The 19481-nt window shown below is 62.0% G+C and carries 22 protein-coding genes; 12 read left to right on the top strand and 10 right to left on the bottom strand.

The window, feature by feature from the left end; all coding sequences use genetic code 11:
- Positions 1 to 33: 33 nt before the first annotated feature.
- A complete protein-coding gene (locus AC2FM3_RS04135) occupies positions 34 to 798 on the top strand; it encodes a sulfite exporter TauE/SafE family protein (protein ID WP_496679264.1) in 765 nt (254 codons plus the stop codon).
- Positions 799 to 802: 4 nt separating this feature from the next.
- Here AC2FM3_RS04135 and AC2FM3_RS04130 read toward each other — a convergent pair whose 3' ends face one another.
- The 3 genes from AC2FM3_RS04130 to AC2FM3_RS04120 all read right to left on the bottom strand — a co-directional run bounded on the left by AC2FM3_RS04130 (position 803) and on the right by AC2FM3_RS04120 (position 3669).
- Positions 803 to 1345: a hypothetical protein gene (locus tag AC2FM3_RS04130; RefSeq protein ID WP_496679263.1), complete on the bottom strand. Its 543-nt coding sequence runs from the start codon at positions 1343 to 1345 to the stop codon at positions 803 to 805.
- A gap of 30 nt (positions 1346 to 1375) precedes the next feature.
- Positions 1376 to 1666, bottom strand: a complete 291-nt coding sequence (locus AC2FM3_RS04125) for a hypothetical protein (RefSeq protein WP_496679261.1) — start codon at positions 1664 to 1666, stop codon at positions 1376 to 1378.
- A 404-nt stretch (positions 1667 to 2070) separates the two neighbouring features.
- Complete coding sequence (locus AC2FM3_RS04120) at positions 2071 to 3669, bottom strand: phosphoenolpyruvate carboxykinase (protein WP_496679259.1); 1599 nt, start codon at positions 3667 to 3669, stop codon at positions 2071 to 2073.
- 340 nt (positions 3670 to 4009) lie between these two features.
- Between AC2FM3_RS04120 and AC2FM3_RS04115 the strand changes: the two genes are divergently transcribed.
- The 7 genes from AC2FM3_RS04115 to AC2FM3_RS04085 all read left to right on the top strand — a co-directional run bounded on the left by AC2FM3_RS04115 (position 4010) and on the right by AC2FM3_RS04085 (position 9426).
- Positions 4010 to 4714, top strand: coding sequence for a response regulator (locus tag AC2FM3_RS04115; protein WP_496679258.1), 705 nt, complete (start codon positions 4010 to 4012; stop codon positions 4712 to 4714).
- 61 nt (positions 4715 to 4775) lie between these two features.
- Positions 4776 to 6461, top strand: a complete 1686-nt coding sequence (locus AC2FM3_RS04110) for an ATP-binding protein (protein WP_496679525.1) — start codon at positions 4776 to 4778, stop codon at positions 6459 to 6461.
- A 3-nt stretch (positions 6462 to 6464) separates the two neighbouring features.
- On the top strand, positions 6465 to 6935 hold the full coding sequence (locus AC2FM3_RS04105) for an HPr kinase/phosphorylase (RefSeq protein WP_496679256.1): 471 nt from the start codon (positions 6465 to 6467) through the stop codon (positions 6933 to 6935).
- Complete coding sequence (gene rapZ / locus AC2FM3_RS04100; protein ID WP_496679253.1) at positions 6920 to 7813, top strand: RNase adapter RapZ; 894 nt, start codon at positions 6920 to 6922, stop codon at positions 7811 to 7813. Before AC2FM3_RS04105 ends, rapZ begins: the two co-directional genes overlap by 16 nt.
- Positions 7810 to 8202, top strand: coding sequence for a PTS sugar transporter subunit IIA (locus AC2FM3_RS04095; RefSeq protein ID WP_496679251.1), 393 nt, complete (start codon positions 7810 to 7812; stop codon positions 8200 to 8202). The genes rapZ and AC2FM3_RS04095 overlap by 4 nt, the downstream gene beginning before the upstream one ends.
- 17 nt (positions 8203 to 8219) lie before the next feature.
- Complete coding sequence (locus tag AC2FM3_RS04090; RefSeq protein ID WP_040634596.1) at positions 8220 to 8489, top strand: HPr family phosphocarrier protein; 270 nt, start codon at positions 8220 to 8222, stop codon at positions 8487 to 8489.
- Between the two features lie 37 nt (positions 8490 to 8526).
- Positions 8527 to 9426 carry a lysophospholipid acyltransferase family protein gene (locus AC2FM3_RS04085; protein WP_496679249.1) on the top strand — a complete coding sequence of 300 codons (900 nt, stop codon included), beginning with the start codon at positions 8527 to 8529 and terminating at the stop codon, positions 9424 to 9426.
- Positions 9427 to 9507: 81 nt separating this feature from the next.
- Here the strand turns inward: AC2FM3_RS04085 and AC2FM3_RS04080 are convergent, their stop codons facing one another.
- A complete protein-coding gene (locus AC2FM3_RS04080) occupies positions 9508 to 10383 on the bottom strand; it encodes a 3-hydroxybutyryl-CoA dehydrogenase (protein WP_496679247.1) in 876 nt (291 codons plus the stop codon).
- A gap of 166 nt (positions 10384 to 10549) precedes the next feature.
- Here AC2FM3_RS04080 and AC2FM3_RS04075 point away from each other — a divergent pair, with 166 nt between their 5' ends.
- Positions 10550 to 11371 (top strand): DUF6473 family protein, encoded by an 822-nt coding sequence (locus AC2FM3_RS04075; RefSeq protein ID WP_496679246.1) that lies wholly within the window; start codon positions 10550 to 10552, stop codon positions 11369 to 11371.
- A 49-nt stretch (positions 11372 to 11420) separates the two neighbouring features.
- On the opposite strand, the gene AC2FM3_RS04070 is transcribed toward AC2FM3_RS04075, so the two are convergent.
- The 6 genes from AC2FM3_RS04070 to AC2FM3_RS04045 form a co-directional block, all read right to left on the bottom strand.
- The gene (locus tag AC2FM3_RS04070; RefSeq protein WP_496679245.1) at positions 11421 to 12350 is read right to left on the bottom strand and encodes an electron transfer flavoprotein subunit alpha/FixB family protein; all 930 of its coding nucleotides are present in this window, start codon (positions 12348 to 12350) and stop codon (positions 11421 to 11423) included.
- Positions 12350 to 13108 carry an electron transfer flavoprotein subunit beta/FixA family protein gene (locus tag AC2FM3_RS04065; protein ID WP_496679244.1) on the bottom strand — a complete coding sequence of 253 codons (759 nt, stop codon included), beginning with the start codon at positions 13106 to 13108 and terminating at the stop codon, positions 12350 to 12352. The genes AC2FM3_RS04070 and AC2FM3_RS04065 overlap by 1 nt, the downstream gene beginning before the upstream one ends.
- Before the next feature lie 311 nt (positions 13109 to 13419).
- Positions 13420 to 13992 carry a cob(I)yrinic acid a,c-diamide adenosyltransferase gene (locus tag AC2FM3_RS04060; protein ID WP_496679241.1) on the bottom strand — a complete coding sequence of 191 codons (573 nt, stop codon included), beginning with the start codon at positions 13990 to 13992 and terminating at the stop codon, positions 13420 to 13422.
- Positions 13993 to 14196: a twin transmembrane helix small protein gene (locus tag AC2FM3_RS04055; protein WP_040634599.1), complete on the bottom strand. Its 204-nt coding sequence runs from the start codon at positions 14194 to 14196 to the stop codon at positions 13993 to 13995.
- 79 nt (positions 14197 to 14275) lie between these two features.
- A complete protein-coding gene (locus AC2FM3_RS04050) occupies positions 14276 to 15103 on the bottom strand; it encodes an SDR family NAD(P)-dependent oxidoreductase (protein ID WP_496679239.1) in 828 nt (275 codons plus the stop codon).
- Between the two features lie 69 nt (positions 15104 to 15172).
- Positions 15173 to 15790 carry an SH3 domain-containing protein gene (locus tag AC2FM3_RS04045; protein ID WP_496679236.1) on the bottom strand — a complete coding sequence of 206 codons (618 nt, stop codon included), beginning with the start codon at positions 15788 to 15790 and terminating at the stop codon, positions 15173 to 15175.
- Positions 15791 to 15990: 200 nt separating this feature from the next.
- On the opposite strand from AC2FM3_RS04045, the gene AC2FM3_RS04040 reads away from it, so the two are divergent.
- The 3 genes from AC2FM3_RS04040 to AC2FM3_RS04030 form a co-directional block, all read left to right on the top strand.
- Positions 15991 to 18339 (top strand): DNA topoisomerase IV subunit A, encoded by a 2349-nt coding sequence (locus AC2FM3_RS04040; RefSeq protein WP_496679234.1) that lies wholly within the window; start codon positions 15991 to 15993, stop codon positions 18337 to 18339.
- 100 nt (positions 18340 to 18439) lie between these two features.
- Positions 18440 to 19030, top strand: coding sequence for a hypothetical protein (locus AC2FM3_RS04035; RefSeq protein WP_496679232.1), 591 nt, complete (start codon positions 18440 to 18442; stop codon positions 19028 to 19030).
- A gap of 112 nt (positions 19031 to 19142) precedes the next feature.
- A partial coding sequence (locus AC2FM3_RS04030; RefSeq protein WP_496679230.1) for a GTP-binding protein occupies positions 19143 to 19481 on the top strand: 339 nt, incomplete at its 3' end.

The following is a 19481-nucleotide window of genomic DNA, read 5'->3' as shown; positions in this document are numbered from 1 at the left end:
ATGCAGAAGAAATGCAGGGTGTTATTTAAGGGCATGACACTGTTTTCGATGCTGAGTTGGCCCGAGCTCTGCCTTGCCTTCGCGGTGGCCTTTCTGGCCGGTGCGGTCAAAGGCATGGTCGGGTTTGCCATGCCGATGGTTCTTGTTTCGGGGCTGAGCATGATGCTGCCGCCGCAACTGGCCCTGGCCGGGCTCATCCTGCCCACGTTGGTCACGAACGGGTTTCAGGCCCTGCGCGAAGGGCGTGCGGCGGCGGTGTCGGCCATTCGGCAGTTCCGGGTGTTCCTGATGGTGGGGCTGGTGTTCCTGCTTGCCAGCGCGCAGTTGGTCAGCCTTGTGCCGGCGCGGGCGTTCTTGTTGCTGGTCGGTCTTCCCGTCACGTTTTTTGCCGCGATGCAGTTGCTGGGGTTCGGGCTGAGCCTGTCCCGGCCTTCGGCGCGGATAGAAGCTGCGATTGGCGCGATGGCAGGGTTCGTCGGGGGCATTTCCGGGGTTTGGGGGCCGCCAACCGTGGCTTATCTGACCGCGCTGAACACGCCCAAGTCCGAGCAGCTGCGGATACAGGGGGTGATTTACGGATTGGGTGCCGTGGCGCTGGCCGTGGCGCATGTGGGATCGGGGGTGCTGCGCGCCGATACGGTGCCGTTTTCCATGGCGCTGACAGTTCCCGCGGTGGCAGGCATGTGGTTGGGGCTGCGCTTGCACGACCGGATCGATCAGGCCACATTTCGCAAGGCAACGCTGCTGGTGCTGATGGTCGCCGGTGCAAACCTGTTGCGGCGCGGTCTGGTCGGGTGATCGGTCAGGTCTGGCGGTCGACTACGCGAAAGGCGAAATACAAGCCGAACATCAAAAACAGCAGCCCTGACATGTCACCAATAAGAAACGCAACATATTCCGAGGTCGAACTGCCGAAGGCCAAGTTGGTCAAGATGGACACCAGAATCGATGTGATCACACCGACCCCCATGATGCAGGCCCAGCACGGGCTGCGGCCAGGGGCGGGAAACAGATCCCACCCCGCCCATTTCAGCAGGTAGAACACCGCCGGTGCCGTCGTGACCGCGATGGCAATCGCCAGCAGTCGGTTTGCCAGAAACACATCCGCGCCGCCCAGCAGTGCGAATACGATGAACACTCCGGGAAACAGCGCCGGAATGGCCCGCCATCCAAGCAGCCAGGCCGCCAGAACCCGCACGCCATGTGGCAGAAACAGCAGGCTGGCGCGGCTTGGGTATTCCGGGAAGAAAACGTTCTGCAGAGGCATCAGAACCGAAAACGTCAGAAATGACGCTCCGACATATGCCAGCGAGGCGAAAAACGTGTCAGTGATCCACGATCGCATGAGGTTCAGCTGAACGAGCGCAGCAGCAGGTCAACGCGGCGCATTGACGATATAGCGGCCCCTGTTTGCGTTTCCGCTGTGCGCCAGATAGCCTTTCTGCACCAGCGATTTCAGTGCGCGGAAAAAAGTCGGTCTGGATATGCTTTGCACCAGGGTGTGTTCGATCAATCCATAGGTGCGGATCTCGGAACCGTTCTTGGACAATTCTTCGGCCGCATAATAAATGTCACGTTCAACCGGAGATAGTTCCTCGAGACCCAGTGTACGCTCCATGCTGTGTACCAGTTTGCGCAATTCGGCCAGTTTCGAGATTTCGGTCATGTTCATTCCTGATATTCTTGCTGCCAACATAACGCCCCGTTTGGGTGGAACAGTTTCGGTGGAACACTTGGCACGCCCCGAAGCGGCATTCCGCTGTCACGTTGACACTAGCCCCCTACTAGTCCACTATACTCTTGATTAGACGGCCTGTTCTTGTGGTGAGTGAACAGATGCAGGTCGCCCACAAGGTATTTTCAGTGTATCTTCAGTCCCGGCCCGGTGCGCAAGCGCCGGGCTATTTGCGAGTTGAGAAGTTTCTCTATCGCAAGTTCGCATGCCAAGCAACGCATTTGTATGCGCAACATCGGAATTACAACCATAGGGATAGTGAGGTTCCGTTGGGTTCCGCCACACGAAGAACGGGGGCCGCGTGGCCCCCGTCTGCTGCAGTGGTCTGCGCGGTGTCAGCCGATCGCCACGGCCCGGATATCTTCGTCGATGAAAGGCAGGTACTGCTCGAAATTCTCAGCAAACATCTGCACCAGCTTTTCGGCCTGTTTGTCGAAGGCGGCCTGATCATCCCATGTCCGGCGCGGATCCAGCAGCACTTCGGGGACGCCCGGTACCGCCACCGGTACATCAAAACCGAAATTGGCATCCTTGCGGTATTCCGCGTCGGCCAGCGAGCCGTCCAGAGCTGCGGTCAGCAGGGCGCGGGTGGCCTTGATCGGCATCCGGCTGCCTACACCGTAGGCGCCGCCGGTCCAGCCGGTGTTCACCAGCCAGCAGGTGGCGCCGTGCTGGGCGATCTTGTCGCGAAGCAACTTACCGTATTCCTCGGGGCGGCGCGGCATGAACGGGGCGCCGAAGCAGGTCGAGAAGGTGGGTTGCGGCTCGGTCACGCCGCGCTCGGTTCCGGCGACCTTCGAGGTGAAGCCCGACAGGAAGTGGTACATTGCCTGCGCCGGGGTCAGCCGCGCGATGGGAGGCAGCACGCCGAAGGCATCGCAGGTCAGCATGATAATGTTCTTCGGATGGCCGCCCAAAGCGGTTTTCGACGCGTTCGAGATGTATTCCAGCGGATAGGCGCAGCGCATGTTCGCGGTCAGGCTGTCATCGTCGAAATCAAGTTCCCGGGTCTCGGGGTCAAAAACCATGTTCTCGACCACGGTGCCGAATTTCGAGGTGGTCGCGTAGATCTCGGGTTCGGCCTCGGGGTTTAGGTTGATGGTCTTGGCATAGCAGCCGCCTTCGAAGTTGAAGGTGCCGCGGTCGGACCAGCCGTGTTCGTCATCACCGATCAGAACGCGCGCCGGGTCCGCCGACAAAGTGGTCTTTCCGGTGCCCGACAAGCCAAAGAACACGGCTGTGTCGACCGGGTTGCCGACGGCGTGGTTGGCCGAGCAGTGCATCGGCATCACACCTTTTTCCGGCAGCAGGTAGTTGAGCAGCGTGAACACGGATTTCTTGTTCTCGCCGGCGTATTCGGTGCCGCCGATCAGAATCAGTCTGCGGTCGAAGTTCAACGCGATCACGGTGTCGCTGCGGCAGTCGTGCCGGGCCGGATCCGCCTTGAAGCTGGGGCAATTGATGACGGTGAAATCGGCGACGAACTCGTCCAGGTCCTCGCGGTCGGGGCGGCGCAGCATGTGGCGGATGAACAGGCTGTGCCAGGCCAGCTCGGTGACCATGCGCACGTTGATCGCATAGGTGGGATCGGCCCCACCGACCAGATCCTGCACGAAGTAATCCTTGCCCCGCATGTGCGCCAGCATGTCGTCGTAAAGGGCGTCAAAGCCCTCGGAGCTCATGGCGGCGTTGTTTTCCCACCAGATGCTGTCGGCCACGCTGTCGGTCTTGACCACATGCTTGTCCTTGGGTGAGCGGCCGGTGAACTTGCCGGTCGAGACCAGGAAGGCCCCGCCGTTGCCCAGCGTGCCTTCGCCCCGTTTGAGGGCCTCTTCGATCAGCGCCGGTTCGATGAAGTTGTAATAGACATTGCCCAGACCCCCGATGCCCTGATCTTCGAGGCGAAATTGCGGGTTAACCCGTCCAGATGTCATGCGTGTCTTCTCCTGTGGCGGCGCCGGAAAAAAATCCTTCAGCGCACTTTGGGCATTTTTGCCGGGAAACCGGCGGATGCTCGTGTCTTAACATGGGCGCCAAAGGCATGAACAGGACGGTTTGGCACAGTTAGCGCCATCACATCCAAGTTTAGCGCAACCACGAATTTCCTGTCGGAAAGCGCGACCACTTTCGGCCATCCGTTACGACCTTTTTGTCTCAGCTTCGTGAACAATGTGGCGCGATTCGTACATCCGGATTGATTCGCGGCCTTAAAAAAGCCAAGAATGCCCTACAAAAGCACAAGATAACTTCAGTGAGCAGGTAGAGGGCAGCCCTATGTCTAAGATTGCACTGGTGGACGACGATCGGAATATCCTTACGTCCGTGTCCATGACGCTCGAGGCCGAGGGATTCGAGGTCGAAACCTACAATGACGGGCAGGCCGCCCTGGATGCGTTCAACAAGAAACTGCCCGACATGGCGGTTCTGGACATCAAGATGCCCCGGATGGACGGCATGGACCTGTTACAGCGTCTGCGTCAGAAAACCCAGATGCCAGTCATCTTCCTGACCTCGAAGGACGACGAGATCGACGAGGTTCTGGGTCTGCGCATGGGGGCGGATGACTATGTGAAAAAGCCGTTCTCGCAACGTCTTCTAGTCGAACGGATCCGCGCCTTGCTGCGCCGGCAGGAAGCGATCTCGGGCGATGCGTCGGCGTCGGCGCCCGGCGAGACCAAGGTCATGGAACGAGGCCACCTGCGGATGGACCCGTTGCGCCACGCGGTCAGCTGGAAAGGCACGGACGTGTCCCTGACGGTGACCGAGTTCCTGTTGCTGCAAGCCTTGGCCCAGCGGCCGGGTTTCGTCAAAAGCCGCGATCAGCTGATGGATGTGGCCTATGACGATCAGGTCTATGTGGACGACCGCACGATCGACAGCCATATCAAACGTCTGCGCAAGAAAATGCGCGCGGCCGATCCAGAATTTTCGGCCATCGAGACGCTTTATGGCATAGGATACCGGTACAACGAAGAATAAGCCGGACTGGCTTTAGCAAAGGTGATTGGGTTTCGTGAGGGACACCCAGCAGGGCAGCGAAATGCGCGACGGTGGCGTCGTATTGGGGGATGACTGGGTCATCCCGCAGGACCCCGAATCGGCCGAATTGCGCGCGCGTCGCTCGCGCCGGACGCTGTTCACGTTGCGCAACTCGCCGCTGGCCCGCAAGATCATCACGTTCAACCTGATCGCCCTGGTGACCCTTGTCGCCGGTCTTTTGTATTTGGATGACTCCCGGGCCGAGCGGGTCCAGCAGACGGCACGCGACCTGATCGGCGACGCTAAGTTGGTGTCGAATGTCTTTGAAGCCCAACTGCGGCGGACCGAGGGCGCTCGGGCGACGGCGGATTTGAACATCAAGGACACGCTGTCGTTGCTCAGCATACCCGAAGGCGGCGAGGTATTCGTCTATGATGACACAGGTACGTTGATCGGATGGACGCGGGGCGAATCATCCGTGGCCAGGGTGCCGGGGCTGATCCCGACCGAGGCCGATGCGCCCACGGGCAGCACTCTGATCAGTGACGCCCTGAACGCGGTTTGGAACGGGTTGTACAAGGTCTTCACCGGTGCGGCGCAGGATCAGGCCCCGACGCTGGCCCAGCGCGTTCAGGAAATCGTGCCTGGGGCACTGAACGGCCAGTTGCAGGTGCAGGCGGTTAGCGACGTCATGGGCGACACGGTGATCGTCGCGGCTTCGCCGATCCTGCAAGCCGGGAATCCAATCGGTGCCGTCGCCATCACCGGTCCGCCCGGCGAGATCGACGCGCTGGCCCGCAAGGAGCAGGAGCGCATCCTCCAGATGTTCGTCGTCGCATTGCTGGTTTCGATCGGCCTCAGTCTTGTTCTGGCTTCGACCATCGCCAACCCGCTGGCCGATCTGGCTGCGGCGGCCGAGATGGGCAAGGATCGGGGCACGGGTGTCAATCCGGGGCGCATCCGCATGCCCGACCTCAGCGCCCGCCCGGACGAGATCGGGCGCCTGAGTCGGGCTCTGCGTGGCATGGTGACGGCGCTGTACAATCGCATCGACGCCAACGAGCAGTTCGCGGCCGACGTCGCCCACGAGATCAAGAACCCGCTTGCCAGCCTGCAATCGGCCGTCGGCACCCTGCGGATGGTCAAGCGCGACGACCAGCGCGAGAAACTGCTGGGCGTGATCGAACATGACGTTCGGCGGCTGGACCGGCTGGTCAGCGACATTTCGAACGCTTCGCGTCTGGATGCCGAACTGGTCAAGGAAGAGGAGCAGCCCTTCGATCTGCTCAAGCTGCTGGGCAACATTGGCCAATATCTGGGTGAGGACGCCCGGTCGAAGGGGATCGACTACATCACCGATTTGCCGGCGAAGCCGATCATCGTCAACGGGCTCGAGGCGCGTCTGGCCCAGGTGTTCGTCAACCTGATCACCAACGCCATTTCGTTCTGCGAAAAGGGGGACGCGATCCGTGTCTGGGTGCGGCAGCGCGAAAACCGGGTGTTGGTCGTGGTCGAGGATACCGGGCCAGGCATTCCCGATCAGGCGCTGACAAAGGTGTTCAAGCGTTTCTATTCGCAACGCCCGCCCGAGCATTTCGGCAACAACTCGGGGCTGGGACTGGCGATTTCCAAGCAGATCGTCGAAGCCCATGGCGGCGTAATCTGGGCCGAGAACATCCGGCCGACCGACGCCGACCCGACATCGGATCCGTTGGGCGCGCGCTTTGTCGTGGGCCTGCCCGTCTGACCCATGGGCGTCGGAGATCTTCCGCAGGACCCGGTCGCAGGCAGGGTGGTCGTGCATGGCTCGTGCGTCGCGGTCGGCGGGCACGGGGCTCTGATCCTAGGGCGTTCGGGCGCAGGGAAATCCGCGCTGGCTTTGCAGATGATGGCCCATGGCGCCTGGCTGGTCGGCGATGACCGGATCGCCCTGTGGCTGCACGGGCACTACGTGATGGCCGATGGGGTTGACCCGGTACGCGGCCTGATCGAGGCGCGCGGCATCGGGCTGCTGCGCGCCGAGGTAGCCATGGCCACGCCCGTGCGCTGGTTGGTCGATCTGGACCGTCCCGAACCCGAGCGCCTGCCCGAACCGATGCGGTTTCCTCTATTGGGGCAGTCCTTGCCCTTGCTTCGGGCCGCCGACACGCCCAATCTGGCGGCAGCCTTGATGCAACTGATGAAGATGGGACGAGTCGACCCGCAATGGCCCAGCAAATGAACACGCAGCGCCGCGTTGTCCTGGTGACCGGCCCCTCCGGAGCCGGGCGTTCGACCGCCATCCACGTGCTCGAGGACCTGGGCTATGAGGCCATCGACAACCTGCCCATGGGGCTGCTCATGCGGTTGATGGAGGGGCCTGGCCCCACCCGCCCCCTTGCGCTGGGCATCGATGCGCGCAACCGTGATTTCTCGACCATCGGCTTCATCGAACTGGTCGCCAAGCTGGGTCGTATGGCGCAGGTGGATCTGACCACGCTGTACTTGGATTGCAGCGACGAGGTGCTGCTGCGGCGGTTTTCGGAAACCCGGCGACGCCACCCGGTCGCGGCGGATGCCAGCCCCGAAACCGGCATCTACCAGGAAAAAGAGCTGTTGGCCCCCATCCGAGAGGTCGCGGATACACTGATCGATACCAGCACGCTGAACATCCATCAGCTGCGCGAAGAGGTCGAACGCTGGTTCGCCCCGGAAGGGGGGCGACACCTTGCGGTTTCGATCGAGTCGTTCTCATACAAGCGGGGGCTGCCCCGGGGGCTCGATATGGTGTTCGACTGCCGGTTTCTGGCCAACCCCTATTGGCGCCCCGAACTTCGCTCGGCCGATGGTCGAAATCCGGACGTGGCAGCCTATGTACAGTCTGACATGAACTATGCTCCGTTTTTCGAGCGGGTCGTCGACCTGCTGCAGGTTCTGCTGCCGGCCTTTCGGGCCGAGGGAAAGGCCCATCTGTCGGTCGCCTTCGGATGCACCGGAGGGCAGCATCGGTCGGTCGCGGTGGCCGAGGCCGTTGCAAAGGCCCTTGCGGACAGGGGCCAGCCGGTGGCAACTAGGCACCGGGAAATGGAACGTCGATCGTTGAATGTGAGGCCGGATTGATCGGAATTGTAATCGTGGCGCATGGCGGATTGGCACAGGAATACCTGGCGGCCATGCAGCATGTCGTAGGCCGGCAACCCGGGCTGGTGGCGATCGCGATCGAGCCGGATCATGACCGCGAGGAAAAACAGGCCGAGATCTGCCGCGCTGCCGATGCGGTGGATGTCGGCGATGGCGTGGTCGTCGTGACCGATCTGTTCGGGGGCAGTCCCTCGAATCTCAGCCTGCGGGCCTGTGCGCCGCAGGATCGGCGAATCCTCTACGGAGCCAACCTGCCGATGCTGATCAAGCTGGCCAAAAGCCGCCACCTGCCCGTAGGCGATGCCGTTCGCCAGGCGATGGAGGCTGGACGAAAGTACATCAATACGCAAAATGTGACGCTGGACTGAGACCGGATTGAATGGACATGGCCACCAGAACTTTGAAAATCATCAATGAAAAAGGGTTGCACGCGCGCGCGTCGGCCAAGCTGGTCGAGGTGGTCGAAGGCTTTGACGCCCGCGCCGAGGTGTCGAAGGACGGTTTGTCCGCTTCGGGCGACAGCATCATGGGGCTTTTGATGTTGGCAGCCTCGCGCGGAACCACTATTGACGTCGAAACCTCCGGGCCGGATGCTGAGGCGTTGGCGGATGCGTTGGAAGCCCTGGTGAACGACAAGTTCGGCGAAGGGTACTGAGCCCGGCACCGCGACACAGGAACGGGAAGACCAGGAATTGGCGGAAACCACGCACGAAACCAAGACAAGCCCGGTTGCGGATGGGGCGTCGCAACAGGGCGAAGTCTACGACCGCAGAACGCTGACCTACGCAAATTCTTTCGACGATCCCTGGACCGCGACCGCGATCAAGGCGATCGAGTGGTGCACGGGCAAGCTCACCATCCTGCGGATGGTCAACAAGTTCGAAAAGCAGAACGAGAACTACCGTGGCCAGAAGTTCTGGGGCGGCGCGCTCAGGACCATGGGCATCGACCTGACCACGCCCGAGGACCAGATCGCGCGCATTCCCAAGGAAGGTCCGGTCGTGGTTGTCGCCAACCACCCGCACGGGATGGTGGATGGCATGATCCTGGCAGAACTTATCGGTCGCGTTCGCCAGGACTATCGTATCCTGACCCGCTCAGTCTTGACCGGGCTCGACGAGGCGGCGACCTCCTTCATGATCCCGGTGCCGTTCCCGCATGACCCTGAAGCCCAACCCAAGATGCTCGAGATGCGCGCCAAGGCGATGGAACATCTGAAGAACGGGGGCGTCGTCGCCCTGTTTCCATCGGGGGTGGTGATGTCATCTGACACTTGGTTCGGACCTGCGCAGGAACGTGAATGGAACGTGTTCACCGCCAAGATGATCCGCCGGTCCGGGGCCAGAATCCTGCCGATCTTCTTCCCGGGAAGCAACTCCCGCTGGTACCAGATCGCCAACAAACTGTCGCCGATTCTGCGTCAGGGCCTCTTGCTGCACGAAATCGTCCGCTCCTGCAACAAGCCGCAATCGCCGGTAATCGGAGAGCCGATTTCCGATGCTGACATGGAGCTGCTTGAACGAGACCCCCGTGGCTTCATGGCCTGGCTGCGCCAGCACACCTTGGCGCTCGGCCAATCGCGCGCTTCGTGACCCTCGAGTTCATCTGGCCATAAATATCCCGGGGGTGAGCCCGGATGAAATCCGGGCGAGGGGGCTGGCCCCCTTGTTCCGTCAGCGTGTGGGAACGGGCACCTCGCCGCGATAGTCATAGAACCCGCGGTCGGTCTTGCGCCCCAACCATCCTGCCTCGACATATTTCGTCAGCAACGGGCATGGGCGGTATTTGGTGTCCGCCAGCCCGTCATGCAAAACGTTCATGATGGCCAGGCAGGTGTCCAGCCCGATGAAATCGGCCAGTTCCAATGGCCCCATCGGATGGTTGGCACCCAGTTTCATCGACTGGTCGATCGACTGCACGCTGCCGACCCCTTCATACAGCGTATAAACCGCCTCGTTGATCATCGGCATCAGGATGCGGTTCACGATGAAGGCCGGAAAATCCTCGGCGCTGGCGGCGGTCTTTCCCAACCGGTCCACCACCGTCTTGCAGGTGGCAAAGGTCTCTTCGTCGGTGGCGATCCCCCGAATCAGCTCGACCAGTTGCATCACCGGGACCGGGTTCATGAAATGGAAGCCCATGAAACGTTCCGGCCGGTCTGTCCGGCTGGCCAGCCGCGTGATCGAAATCGACGAGGTGTTCGACGTCAGAATTGTGTGCGGCAGAAGGTGCGGTTGCAGGTCTTCAAATATGGCCTGTTTGATCGTCTCGCGCTCGGTCGCGGCCTCGATCACCAGGTCGGTTTTGCCGATGTCGGGCAGGTTCAGCGTGGTTTTGATCTTGGACAGTGCCGCCTGCATGTCGTCTTCGGTGATTTTCCCACGCGAAACCTGCCGGGCCATGTTGCCGCTGATCGTTTCAAGCGCCGAATCCAGCGCCTCTTTGCTGATGTCGTTCAACAGAACGTCATACCCAGCCAACGCCATGACATGAGCGATTCCATTGCCCATCTGACCAGCGCCGATCACTCCGACTGATTTCACGTCCATGCTGAGCTGCCTTTTGCGTTGAGGTTCAGGGGCGACCTTATCGGCAGTCCGGGCAGGGCGGCAAGGGGCAGTGACCTGTAGAATTCGCGTAAAAGTCGACCATTGAGATTTTCTTAGTACCTGTGGCCCGACAATGGCATCCGGGTGAAGAAAATGGGTGGATGACATGAGTTATCACGAATCCGGCGCGCTGAGCGCCGAAGAGCCGCTGTGCCGCTATGCAGGCTCGGAGCGATGGTATCGCGGGCCAAAACTGGCACTGGACCGACCATATCTGGCCTGCGTTGGCGCCGATGAAACCTTTGGCCGTTTCGTTGCGCGCCCATTTCCGTCTGTCCTCGACGACAAGCTCGACATGCCATGCATCAACCTAGGCAGCCTGTTTTGCGGAGTCGACGGGCTGACGCTGGACACCTGTCTGCTGGACCTAATGAACAACGCCAAGACATGTGTTTTGCAGCTGCCGGGGATTCTGGGCCAAACCAACCCTTTCTATAGGGTGCACGTCCGGCGCAATGACAGGGTGCTTGAAGCGACTGCGGATCTGCGCGCGCTCTACCCCGAGGTGGATTTCGCCGAAATCCACTTCGTCCGACATCTGATTTTGCGACTGGCCGAGTTTCAGGATGCCCGCTTCGAAATGGTGGCAGACTCGCTGAGGCGGGGGTGGCTGACCAAGCTGAGCGATTTTCTGACCGAGGTAAAACCGCCGGTCGTGCTGTTGTGGTTGGACATCGTGCACAGCCCCGACGCGCAGCACCTCAGCCTGCCGGAAACGGTGCAGGTCTCCGCCTCAATGGTCTCGGAACTGGCGCGGCACTGTGCTGGGAAGATCGAGATGGAGGTGCGCCCATCGGGTGAGTCTGACGATCTCGAGGATATGCTTTTCGGCACGATGCAGCAGCCGATGGCGGAGTACATGATCGGACCGGCCACGCATCGCGCTATTGCCGAGCGGTTGCTGTCCGCGATCCGGGATCTGGACTGAGAAAGGCCCGCCAATCGGCGGGCCTTGATCGTTTCGAAGTCGGGCTTTTTCAGGCCAGCTTTTCGGTAAGCTCCGGCACGGCCTGGAACAGGTCGGCGACCAGGCCGTAATCGGCCACCTGGAAGATAGGAGCCTCTTCGTCCTTGTTGATCGCGACGATGATCTTCGAATCCTTCATGCCAGCCAGGTGCTGGATCGCGCCCGAGATACCAACCGCGATGTACAGATCCGGTGCCACGACCTTGCCGGTCTGACCCACCTGCCAGTCGTTGGGGGCATAACCCGAGTCAACTGCGGCACGCGAGGCACCAACCGCCGCGCCCAGCTTGTCGGCCAGGGCTTCGATCAGTTTGAAGTCTTCTTCCGAGCCGACGCCGCGGCCGCCCGACACCACGGCCTTGGCCGAGGTCAGCTCGGGGCGGTCGCTTTCGGCGACCTTGTCTTCGACCCATTCCGACAAGCCGGGGTTTTCACCGACCGATACGGTCTCGACCGGGGCCGAGCCGCCTTCGCCGGCCGCATCAAAGCTGGCGGTGCGGAAGGTGATGACCTTCTTGGGATCGTTCGACTTGACGGTCTGAATCGCGTTGCCCGCGTAGATCGGGCGCTCGAAGGTCGAGCCATCGACCACGCCCGACGCGTCCGAGATCACCATCACGTCCAGCAGCGCGGCCACGCGCGGCATGACGTTCTTGGCGTCGGTGGTGGCCGGCGCCACGATATGCTCATAGCCGTCGGCCAGGCTGACGATCAGCGCGGCGGTCGATTCGGCCAGACGGTGGCCCAGCGACGGGTCTTCGGCGACCAGGACCTTGGACACGCCGTCGATCTTGGCGGCGGCTTCGCCGGCAGCGGCGGCCGAGCCGCCCGCGGCCAGAACGGTCACGTCACCCAGCTGCTTGGCAGCGGTGACCGCCTTGGCGGTTGCGTCCATCGCCAGTTCACCATTGTTGACTTCGGCAAGCAGAAGTACAGCCATTACACAGCCCCCGCTTCTTTGAGTTTCCCGACCAGCTCGTCGACCGAGCCCACGATGATGCCAGCGGCGCGTGCCGGCGGCTCTTCGGTCTTGACGACTTCGAGGCGCGGCGTGACGTCGACGCCATAATCGGCGGCGGTTTTTTCATCCAGCGGCTTTTTCTTAGCCTTCATGATATTCGGCAGCGACGCATAGCGCGGCTCGTTCAGGCGCAGGTCGACGGTGACGATGGCGGGCATCTTCACGCTGATGGTCTGCAGGCCGCCGTCAACTTCACGCGTGACTTTGGCGGTGTCCCCTTCGATGTCCAGCTCAGACGCGAAGGTGCCCTGGCTCCAGCCCAGCAGTGCCGCCAGCATCTGGCCGGTGGCGTTCATGTCGTTGTCGATCGCCTGCTTGCCGCACAGAACCAGTCCGGGCTGCTCTTCCTCGACCACCTTGGCCAGGATCTTGGCGACGGCCAGCGGTTCGATGTCCTGGTGGACGTCATCCGCGGCGACCACCAGAATGGCGCGGTCTGCGCCCATCGCCAGCGCGGTGCGCAGCGTTTCCTGCGCCTGCTTGACGCCGATCGAAACGGCCACAACCTCGTCGGCCTTGCCGGCTTCTTTCAGGCGGATCGCCTCTTCGACGGCAATCTCGTCAAACGGGTTCATCGACATTTTGACATTGGCGAGATCAACACCGCTGCCGTCCGCCTTGACGCGAACTTTCACGTTGTAGTCGATCACGCGCTTGACAGGCACAAGTACCTTCATTTTTGCGTACGCTCCTTACAAAAACGGCAAGCCGCAATGCGACTCCACCAATGCTCTCGTCGGCCTAGATAGCGCCTTGCGGGGCGTCGGGACAGGGCAAAATCGTCACGTCATGTCGTGGGGACGTCGCGTTTCACGCTTTTTGACGTGAAGGAACGAAATATTGTTACCCGGCCGATGGGCGGTTTTGCCGCGCCGGATGGTGCGAAAACGTATTCAAGAGTCTCGGGTTCCAGCGGTTTGCGCCCGCCCTTCGGGCCGGCGCTTCGCTATTCCGGTCGCCACACCGTCCACTGGACGTTGTGGCGCTTTCAGCGGTTCGCGCCCGGAACCCACAAGACGTCATCGTGGCCGCTGTTGTTGGCGCAGCGGGCTGCAACGAAGAACCAGTCGCTGAGGCGGTTGAGGTATTTCACTGCGGCCTCGTTCACCGGTTCCATGTTGGTCAGTTCGACGGCCAGACGCTCGGCGCGCCGCGAGACGGTGCGGCAGACATGCAGATGCGCCGCCAGCTTTGATCCGCCCGGCAGGATGAAGCTGCGCAACGGTTCGAGGTCGGCATTCATCGCGTCAATTTCCGTTTCCAGACGGTCGATCTGGGCCGGGGCGATCCGCAGGGGCGGGTAATCGGCCTCGGCGTCTTTTTCCATGTCGGGGCGGCACAGGTCAGCGCCCAGGTCGAACAGATCGTTCTGGATGCGGGCGAGCGCCGCATCGACCTCGCCCTCGGCCTCGGTGCGAGCCACGCCGACAAAGGCATTCAGCTCGTCCACAGTGCCATAGGCCGCCACGCGGCCCGAGTACTTCGCAACCCGTTCGCCATTGCCCAGCGCGGTTTTGCCATCGTCCCCGGTGCGGGTATAAATCTTGTTCAGAACGACCATCTACTGCACTCCCTGTCCACGCAGATAGACGTAGAGCACGATCAGCACCACGGCAATGAATTGAAACAGGATGCGCAGCCGCATCATCTTGTTGCTTTTCTTGGCGGCCTCCATGCCGCCCTTGCCGAAATTGGCCACACCAAGCGCCAGCACGACGACGACCGCCGCCATCGCCAAAAGCAGCACACCCATCAAGATATCCATTTCGCCCTCATTCGCGCCTTTGTTCCGTTGCCGAACCATCTAGCCGGACAGGCGGTAAAAGCGAACGGGTAATTTCGCCTCAGATGCGGGACAGGATCCGGTCGATGGCGCCGGTCGGCAGCACGCGCCGCAGATAGCCGGCAATGTAAGTGGGTGTCGTGACATAGTAGCGCGCCTTGGGCGATTTCGCCTCGAGCGCGCGCGCCAGCTTGTTCGTTACGGCCGAGGCGGGCAACTCGAACCGGTCGGGGCCGCTGTCCTCGTAGAGCCGTTTGAGCAGCGCGCCCTCGTATTTCTCGCGTATGGCCGAGTTTTCCCAGTCGATGAACCGTTCGAAGATCGGAATGGCCTTCTCGCGCAGCTTCGAGGTGACCGGGCCGGGTTCGATCAGAATGACCTTGATGCCGGTGTCGCGCAGTTCCAGCCGTAACGTGTCGGTCAGGCCTTCGATGGCGTATTTCGTGGCCACATAGGCACCGCGCCACGGAAAGGCGACCAGCCCCAGAACCGACGAGTTCTGGACGATGCGGCCATGCCCCTGCGCACGCATGACGGGAATCACCTGACGCGTCAGTTCGTGCCAGCCGAATACATTGGTTTCGAAGATATGGCGCAGGCCTTCGGTCGGTACGTCCTCGACGGCGCCGGGAAGCCCATGCGCTCCGTTGTTGAACAGCGCATCCAGCGCGCCGCCCGTGGCCTCCAAAACCTCGGCAAGTCCGGCCGTTATGCTGGCGGTGTCGGTATAGTCGATGCGTGGGCTGTCAAAGCCTTGGGCACGCAGGCGGTCGCAATCGCGCTGCTGCCGACACGCGGCAAAAACGCGCCAGCCGCGTGCACGCATTCCGTGTGCCGCGTCCAGCCCGATACCCGAGGAGCACCCGGTAATGAGGATGGATCTCTGCATGTCGCTCCCGTGGCTTTCCGTCAGCAACAGCTATTGCGGGGAACATGGCAGGGCAATGACGGCATCGCGTCAATTCGCGGTTTTACGGATCAATGAGGCGGAAATCCATCCGACCTGTTGCTCGGGCAACACGCGCAGGCGCAGCCAGCCGGTGCCCGAGTCGCTCAGCACTTCGACCTTCTGGCCCATCCGGGCCTTGCCGATGATCGGATAGATCGTGCCCGGGCCGTCGCGCATGTTTACTCGTGTGCCGGACACTTCGCGAATGTCCTTGGGTGCGGGTGCCACTTGGGTTGGTGTGGCCTCGGGGCCGACGGGCGTCTCGCGCAGCGCCGGGGGTGGGGTCTCATCAAGCGATGCCAGCGAGAAGGTCTGGCCCTGGCTTTCCAGGCCCGCAAGGGACGCGCCCATTCCGGCGGCGACCTGCGCCAACACGGCGCTTGCATCGGGTGTCTGCGCAACGGGCAGCGGCTCGGGCCTTGGCTCGACCGGTTTTGCAGGGCGCGCAACGGCGCGGGTTACAAGCTCCTTCGGCTTCGCGGCGACCAAGCGGTCAGCGGTTCGGGCTTGGGTAACCAGACTGTGCGTGGCAGCGCGTGTGCCGCGCGGCTCGAAATCGGGGCCTCCGCTCATCACGTAGAAGGCCCAGCCCAAGGCGGCGAAGGTAACAACAATCAGGCGCGTCATGGCGCATCCCCCGGCAATCGCATCAACAAAGAAATCGGCAGCATTCAATGGTTGAGATACTACCATAATCGCGCGCCCGAGTCGAAAGTCGGGGGAAATCGCGGGGTTGGGTCCCCCTGTTGCAAAAAGCCGGACTTGTCCCCAGCAAAATATGCGCTGATTGCTTTACCAAGGGCGTCGGGCATCGTATCACATCATCTATGAACGACACGATCGACGACCCCAATATGGAGGCCCCCGACGTGGGGGGCGAGGTGGCGGAGCCGCTGCGCCGGGCAATTGGCGAGCGCTATCTGACCTATGCGCTTTCCACCATCATGCACCGGGCCTTGCCCGATGCGCGTGACGGATTGAAGCCGGTTCACCGGCGAATCCTCTACGCGATGCGCGAGTTGCGACTCAGTTCCTCGGGCGGGTTCCGCAAGTCGGCCAAGATCTCGGGCGACGTGATGGGTAACTACCACCCGCATGGTGACGCCGCGATCTATGACGCGATGGCGCGCCTGGCGCAGGATTTCAACGTCCGTTACCCGCTGGTGGACGGGCAGGGCAATTTCGGCAATATCGACGGCGACAACCCGGCGGCCTCGCGCTATACCGAGGCACGGATGACCATCGTTGCCGAGGCGCTGCTGGAGGGGCTCGACGAGGATGCGGTCGATTTTCGCGACAACTACGACGGCACGCTGCAGGAACCGGTGGTGCTGCCGGCGACCTTCCCGAACCTGCTGGCCAATGGCGCGTCGGGGATCGCCGTGGGCATGGCCACGAACATCCCGCCCCACAACATCGCCGAGCTGTGCGACGCCTGCCTGCATCTGATCAAGACGCCCGACGCACGTGACGACACGCTGCTGAACTATGTGCCGGGGCCGGATTTCCCCACCGGCGGCGTGATCGTCGAGCCGCCCGAGAACATCGCCCAGGCCTATCGCACCGGGCGCGGCTCGTTCCGGCTGCGCTGCAAATATGAAATCGAGGATCTGGGCCGCGGCCAGTGGCAGATCGTGGTCACCGAGATCCCGTATCAGGTCCAGAAATCCAAGCTGATCGAAAAGCTCGCCGAGCTGATCCAGACCAAGAAGATCCCGATCCTGGGCGATGTGCGCGACGAATCCGCCGACGACATCCGCCTGATCCTCGAGCCGCGTTCGAAAAACGTGGACCCCGAGGTGCTGATGAACATGCTCTACCGCAACTCGGATCTCGAGCTGCGGTTCAGCCTGAACATGAACGTGCTGATCGACGGGGTGACGCCCAAGGTCTGCTCGATGAAGGAGGTGCTGCGCGCCTTCCTCGATCACCGGCAAGAGGTGCTGCTGCGCCGCTCGCGTCACCGGATGGCCAAGATCGACCACCGTTTGGAGGTGCTGGAGGGCTTCATCGTCGCCTTCCTGAACCTTGATCGGGTGATCGACATCATCCGCTATGACGACGACCCCAAGGCCGCGCTGATGCGCGAGAACTGGGGCATAGACCATGTCCGCGCCACCAGCGAGGCCGACTATGTCTCGCCCGCGCCGGGCGAGGGCGAGCTGTCCGAGGTTCAGGTCGACGCGATCCTGAACATGCGTCTGCGCAGCCTCCGCCGCCTCGAAGAGATGGAGCTGATCCGCGAGCGCGACAAACTGATGGAGGAACGCGCCGATCTCGAGGATCTGCTGGCCGACGAGTCCCTGCAATGGGCGCGGATCGCCGAGCAGATCAAGGAGACCAAGAAGAAGTTCGGCAAGGACTACGAGGGCGGTGCCCGCCGCACCCGCTTTGCCGAGGCCGGCGCGGTCGAAGAGGTGCCGCTCGAGGCGATGATCGACCGCGAACCGATCACGGTGGTCTGTTCCCAGATGGGCTGGATCCGCGCGATGACCGGCCATATCGACTTGAACCGCGAACTGAAGTTCAAGGACGGCGACGGGCCGCGTTTCATCTTCCACGCGGAAACCACCGACCGGCTGCTGATCTTTGCCTCGAACGGGCGGGTCTACACGGTCAGCGCCGCGAACCTGCCCGGCGGGCGGGGCATGGGCGAGCCGCTGCGCCTGATGGTCGATCTGCCCAACGAGGCGCAGATCGTCGACATCCTGATCCACAAGCCGGGGCGCAAGCTGCTTGTGGCCTCGGATGCGGGCAACGGATTCATCGTGCCCGAGGATGAGGTTCTGGCCCAGACCCGCAACGGCAAACAAGTGTTGAACGTCAAGGATGACGAGCGCGCGGTGATCTGCAAACCGGTCGCGGGCGACCACGTCGCCGTGGTGTCGCAGAACGGCAAGTTCTTGGTGTTCCCAGTCTCGGAACTGCCCGAGATGACGCGGGGCAAGGGCGTGCGTCTGCAGAAATACAACATGGCGCGGGGCCGGCAGGGCACTCTGGAACTGGATGGCGGCCTGTCCGACCTGACCACCTTCAACTGGGAAGAGGGTCTGAAATGGTCGATGGGCGGCGACAAGACCCGGCACGAGCCGGACATGTCGCCGTGGCTGGCCAAGCGGGCCAGCGTCGGGAAAAAGCCGCCCTACGGCTTCCCGCGCGACTACAAGTTCTCGTGATGCGGTTGCGGCCTGCAGGCGAAAACTGCCGATACGGCTTGGCACGGGCCGCATCGGTGCGCTAGATCAGGAAAAAACAGGCCCTATCGAGACGGAACCCATGCGCAAACTGCTGATACTTTTCGCCGGACTGGCCATGATCGGGGCCTGCACCCAGACTTTGGTTGACGAGGCGCCCGAGGACCTTGGCGCCTTCAAGCTGCGGGTCAACTATGCCTATGCGGAAAAGGCGGTACAAGGACCGGTGAGCCGGGACGCGACCCCGCAGGAATGGGTGGATGCGATCCAGAAGGCAGTGGACATCCGGCTGGGCCGGTATCAGGGCACCCAGGAATATGATATCGGCATCAGCCTCGAAGGGTACATGCTGGCGCCGCCGGGCATCCCGGTAATTTACAACCCCAAGAGCACCGCCATCGTCCTGGTCAACGTCTATGATGTGGGCAATAAGCAGTTCTTGGCCAAGGGCAAGCAATTCCAAGTGCTGGAAGACACCACCAGTGACAGTGCGGTCGTGGGGTCGGGCAACAGCCGCACCCGCGAAGAGCAGATGAGCGGGTTGGCCCTCAAGATCGCCGACCGGGTCGAGGAATGGCTGGCCGAAGAACACAAAGAAAACGGTTGGTTCGACCCGCGGCCGAGGCTGATCCAGCCGCTTGAGTCGGGCGAGGCCATACAAAATCCGGCCTGACGCCCGTTTTCCTGATGGTTGTGCTTGATTTTCCGTTGTGAACCCAATATCTCGCGCGCGCAGATGCAAACCGGGACCAAGGGTCCCCCAAACCGCAAAGGGCGCCTGAGGAATGGCAAAGGAAAAGTTTGAGCGTACAAAACCGCACGTCAACATCGGCACGATCGGCCACGTTGACCACGGCAAGACGACGCTGACCGCAGCGATCACCAAGTATTTCGGCGACTTCAAGGCGTATGACCAGATTGACGGTGCGCCGGAAGAGAAGGCGCGCGGCATCACCATCTCGACCGCCCACGTGGAATACGAGACCGACAACCGCCACTATGCGCACGTCGACTGCCCCGGCCACGCCGACTACGTCAAGAACATGATCACCGGTGCGGCGCAGATGGACGGCGCGATCCTGGTTGTGAACGCAGCTGACGGCCCGATGCCGCAGACCCGCGAG

The organism is Ruegeria sp. BHSB172 (assembly GCF_059613165.1).
The sequence above is the reverse complement of the archived record's forward strand: the minus strand, read 5'-3'. Positions and strand labels throughout refer to the sequence as shown.

What these genes read in the sequence shown, in the direction of transcription:
- AC2FM3_RS04110 (WP_496679525.1), top strand. Translation starts at nt 4,776, where the DNA reads ATGCGCGACGGTGGCGTCGTATTGGGGGATGACTGGGTCATCCCGCAG.
- AC2FM3_RS04130 (WP_496679263.1), bottom strand. Translation starts at nt 1,345, where the DNA reads ATGCGATCGTGGATCACTGACACGTTTTTCGCCTCGCTGGCATATGTC.
- AC2FM3_RS04075 (WP_496679246.1), top strand. Translation starts at nt 10,550, where the DNA reads ATGAGTTATCACGAATCCGGCGCGCTGAGCGCCGAAGAGCCGCTGTGC.
- AC2FM3_RS04055 (WP_040634599.1), bottom strand. Translation starts at nt 14,196, where the DNA reads ATGGATATCTTGATGGGTGTGCTGCTTTTGGCGATGGCGGCGGTCGTC.
- AC2FM3_RS04125 (WP_496679261.1), bottom strand. Translation starts at nt 1,666, where the DNA reads ATGACCGAAATCTCGAAACTGGCCGAATTGCGCAAACTGGTACACAGC.
- AC2FM3_RS04105 (WP_496679256.1), top strand. Translation starts at nt 6,465, where the DNA reads ATGGGCGTCGGAGATCTTCCGCAGGACCCGGTCGCAGGCAGGGTGGTC.
- AC2FM3_RS04070 (WP_496679245.1), bottom strand. Translation starts at nt 12,350, where the DNA reads ATGGCTGTACTTCTGCTTGCCGAAGTCAACAATGGTGAACTGGCGATG.
- AC2FM3_RS04090 (WP_040634596.1), top strand. Translation starts at nt 8,220, where the DNA reads ATGGCCACCAGAACTTTGAAAATCATCAATGAAAAAGGGTTGCACGCG.
- AC2FM3_RS04045 (WP_496679236.1), bottom strand. Translation starts at nt 15,790, where the DNA reads ATGACGCGCCTGATTGTTGTTACCTTCGCCGCCTTGGGCTGGGCCTTC.
- AC2FM3_RS04080 (WP_496679247.1), bottom strand. Translation starts at nt 10,383, where the DNA reads ATGGACGTGAAATCAGTCGGAGTGATCGGCGCTGGTCAGATGGGCAAT.
- AC2FM3_RS04065 (WP_496679244.1), bottom strand. Translation starts at nt 13,108, where the DNA reads ATGAAGGTACTTGTGCCTGTCAAGCGCGTGATCGACTACAACGTGAAA.
- AC2FM3_RS04115 (WP_496679258.1), top strand. Translation starts at nt 4,010, where the DNA reads ATGTCTAAGATTGCACTGGTGGACGACGATCGGAATATCCTTACGTCC.
- AC2FM3_RS04050 (WP_496679239.1), bottom strand. Translation starts at nt 15,103, where the DNA reads ATGCAGAGATCCATCCTCATTACCGGGTGCTCCTCGGGTATCGGGCTG.
- AC2FM3_RS04120 (WP_496679259.1), bottom strand. Translation starts at nt 3,669, where the DNA reads ATGACATCTGGACGGGTTAACCCGCAATTTCGCCTCGAAGATCAGGGC.
- rapZ (WP_496679253.1), top strand. Translation starts at nt 6,920, where the DNA reads ATGGCCCAGCAAATGAACACGCAGCGCCGCGTTGTCCTGGTGACCGGC.
- AC2FM3_RS04035 (WP_496679232.1), top strand. Translation starts at nt 18,440, where the DNA reads ATGCGCAAACTGCTGATACTTTTCGCCGGACTGGCCATGATCGGGGCC.
- AC2FM3_RS04040 (WP_496679234.1), top strand. Translation starts at nt 15,991, where the DNA reads ATGAACGACACGATCGACGACCCCAATATGGAGGCCCCCGACGTGGGG.
- AC2FM3_RS04135 (WP_496679264.1), top strand. Translation starts at nt 34, where the DNA reads ATGACACTGTTTTCGATGCTGAGTTGGCCCGAGCTCTGCCTTGCCTTC.
- AC2FM3_RS04060 (WP_496679241.1), bottom strand. Translation starts at nt 13,992, where the DNA reads ATGGTCGTTCTGAACAAGATTTATACCCGCACCGGGGACGATGGCAAA.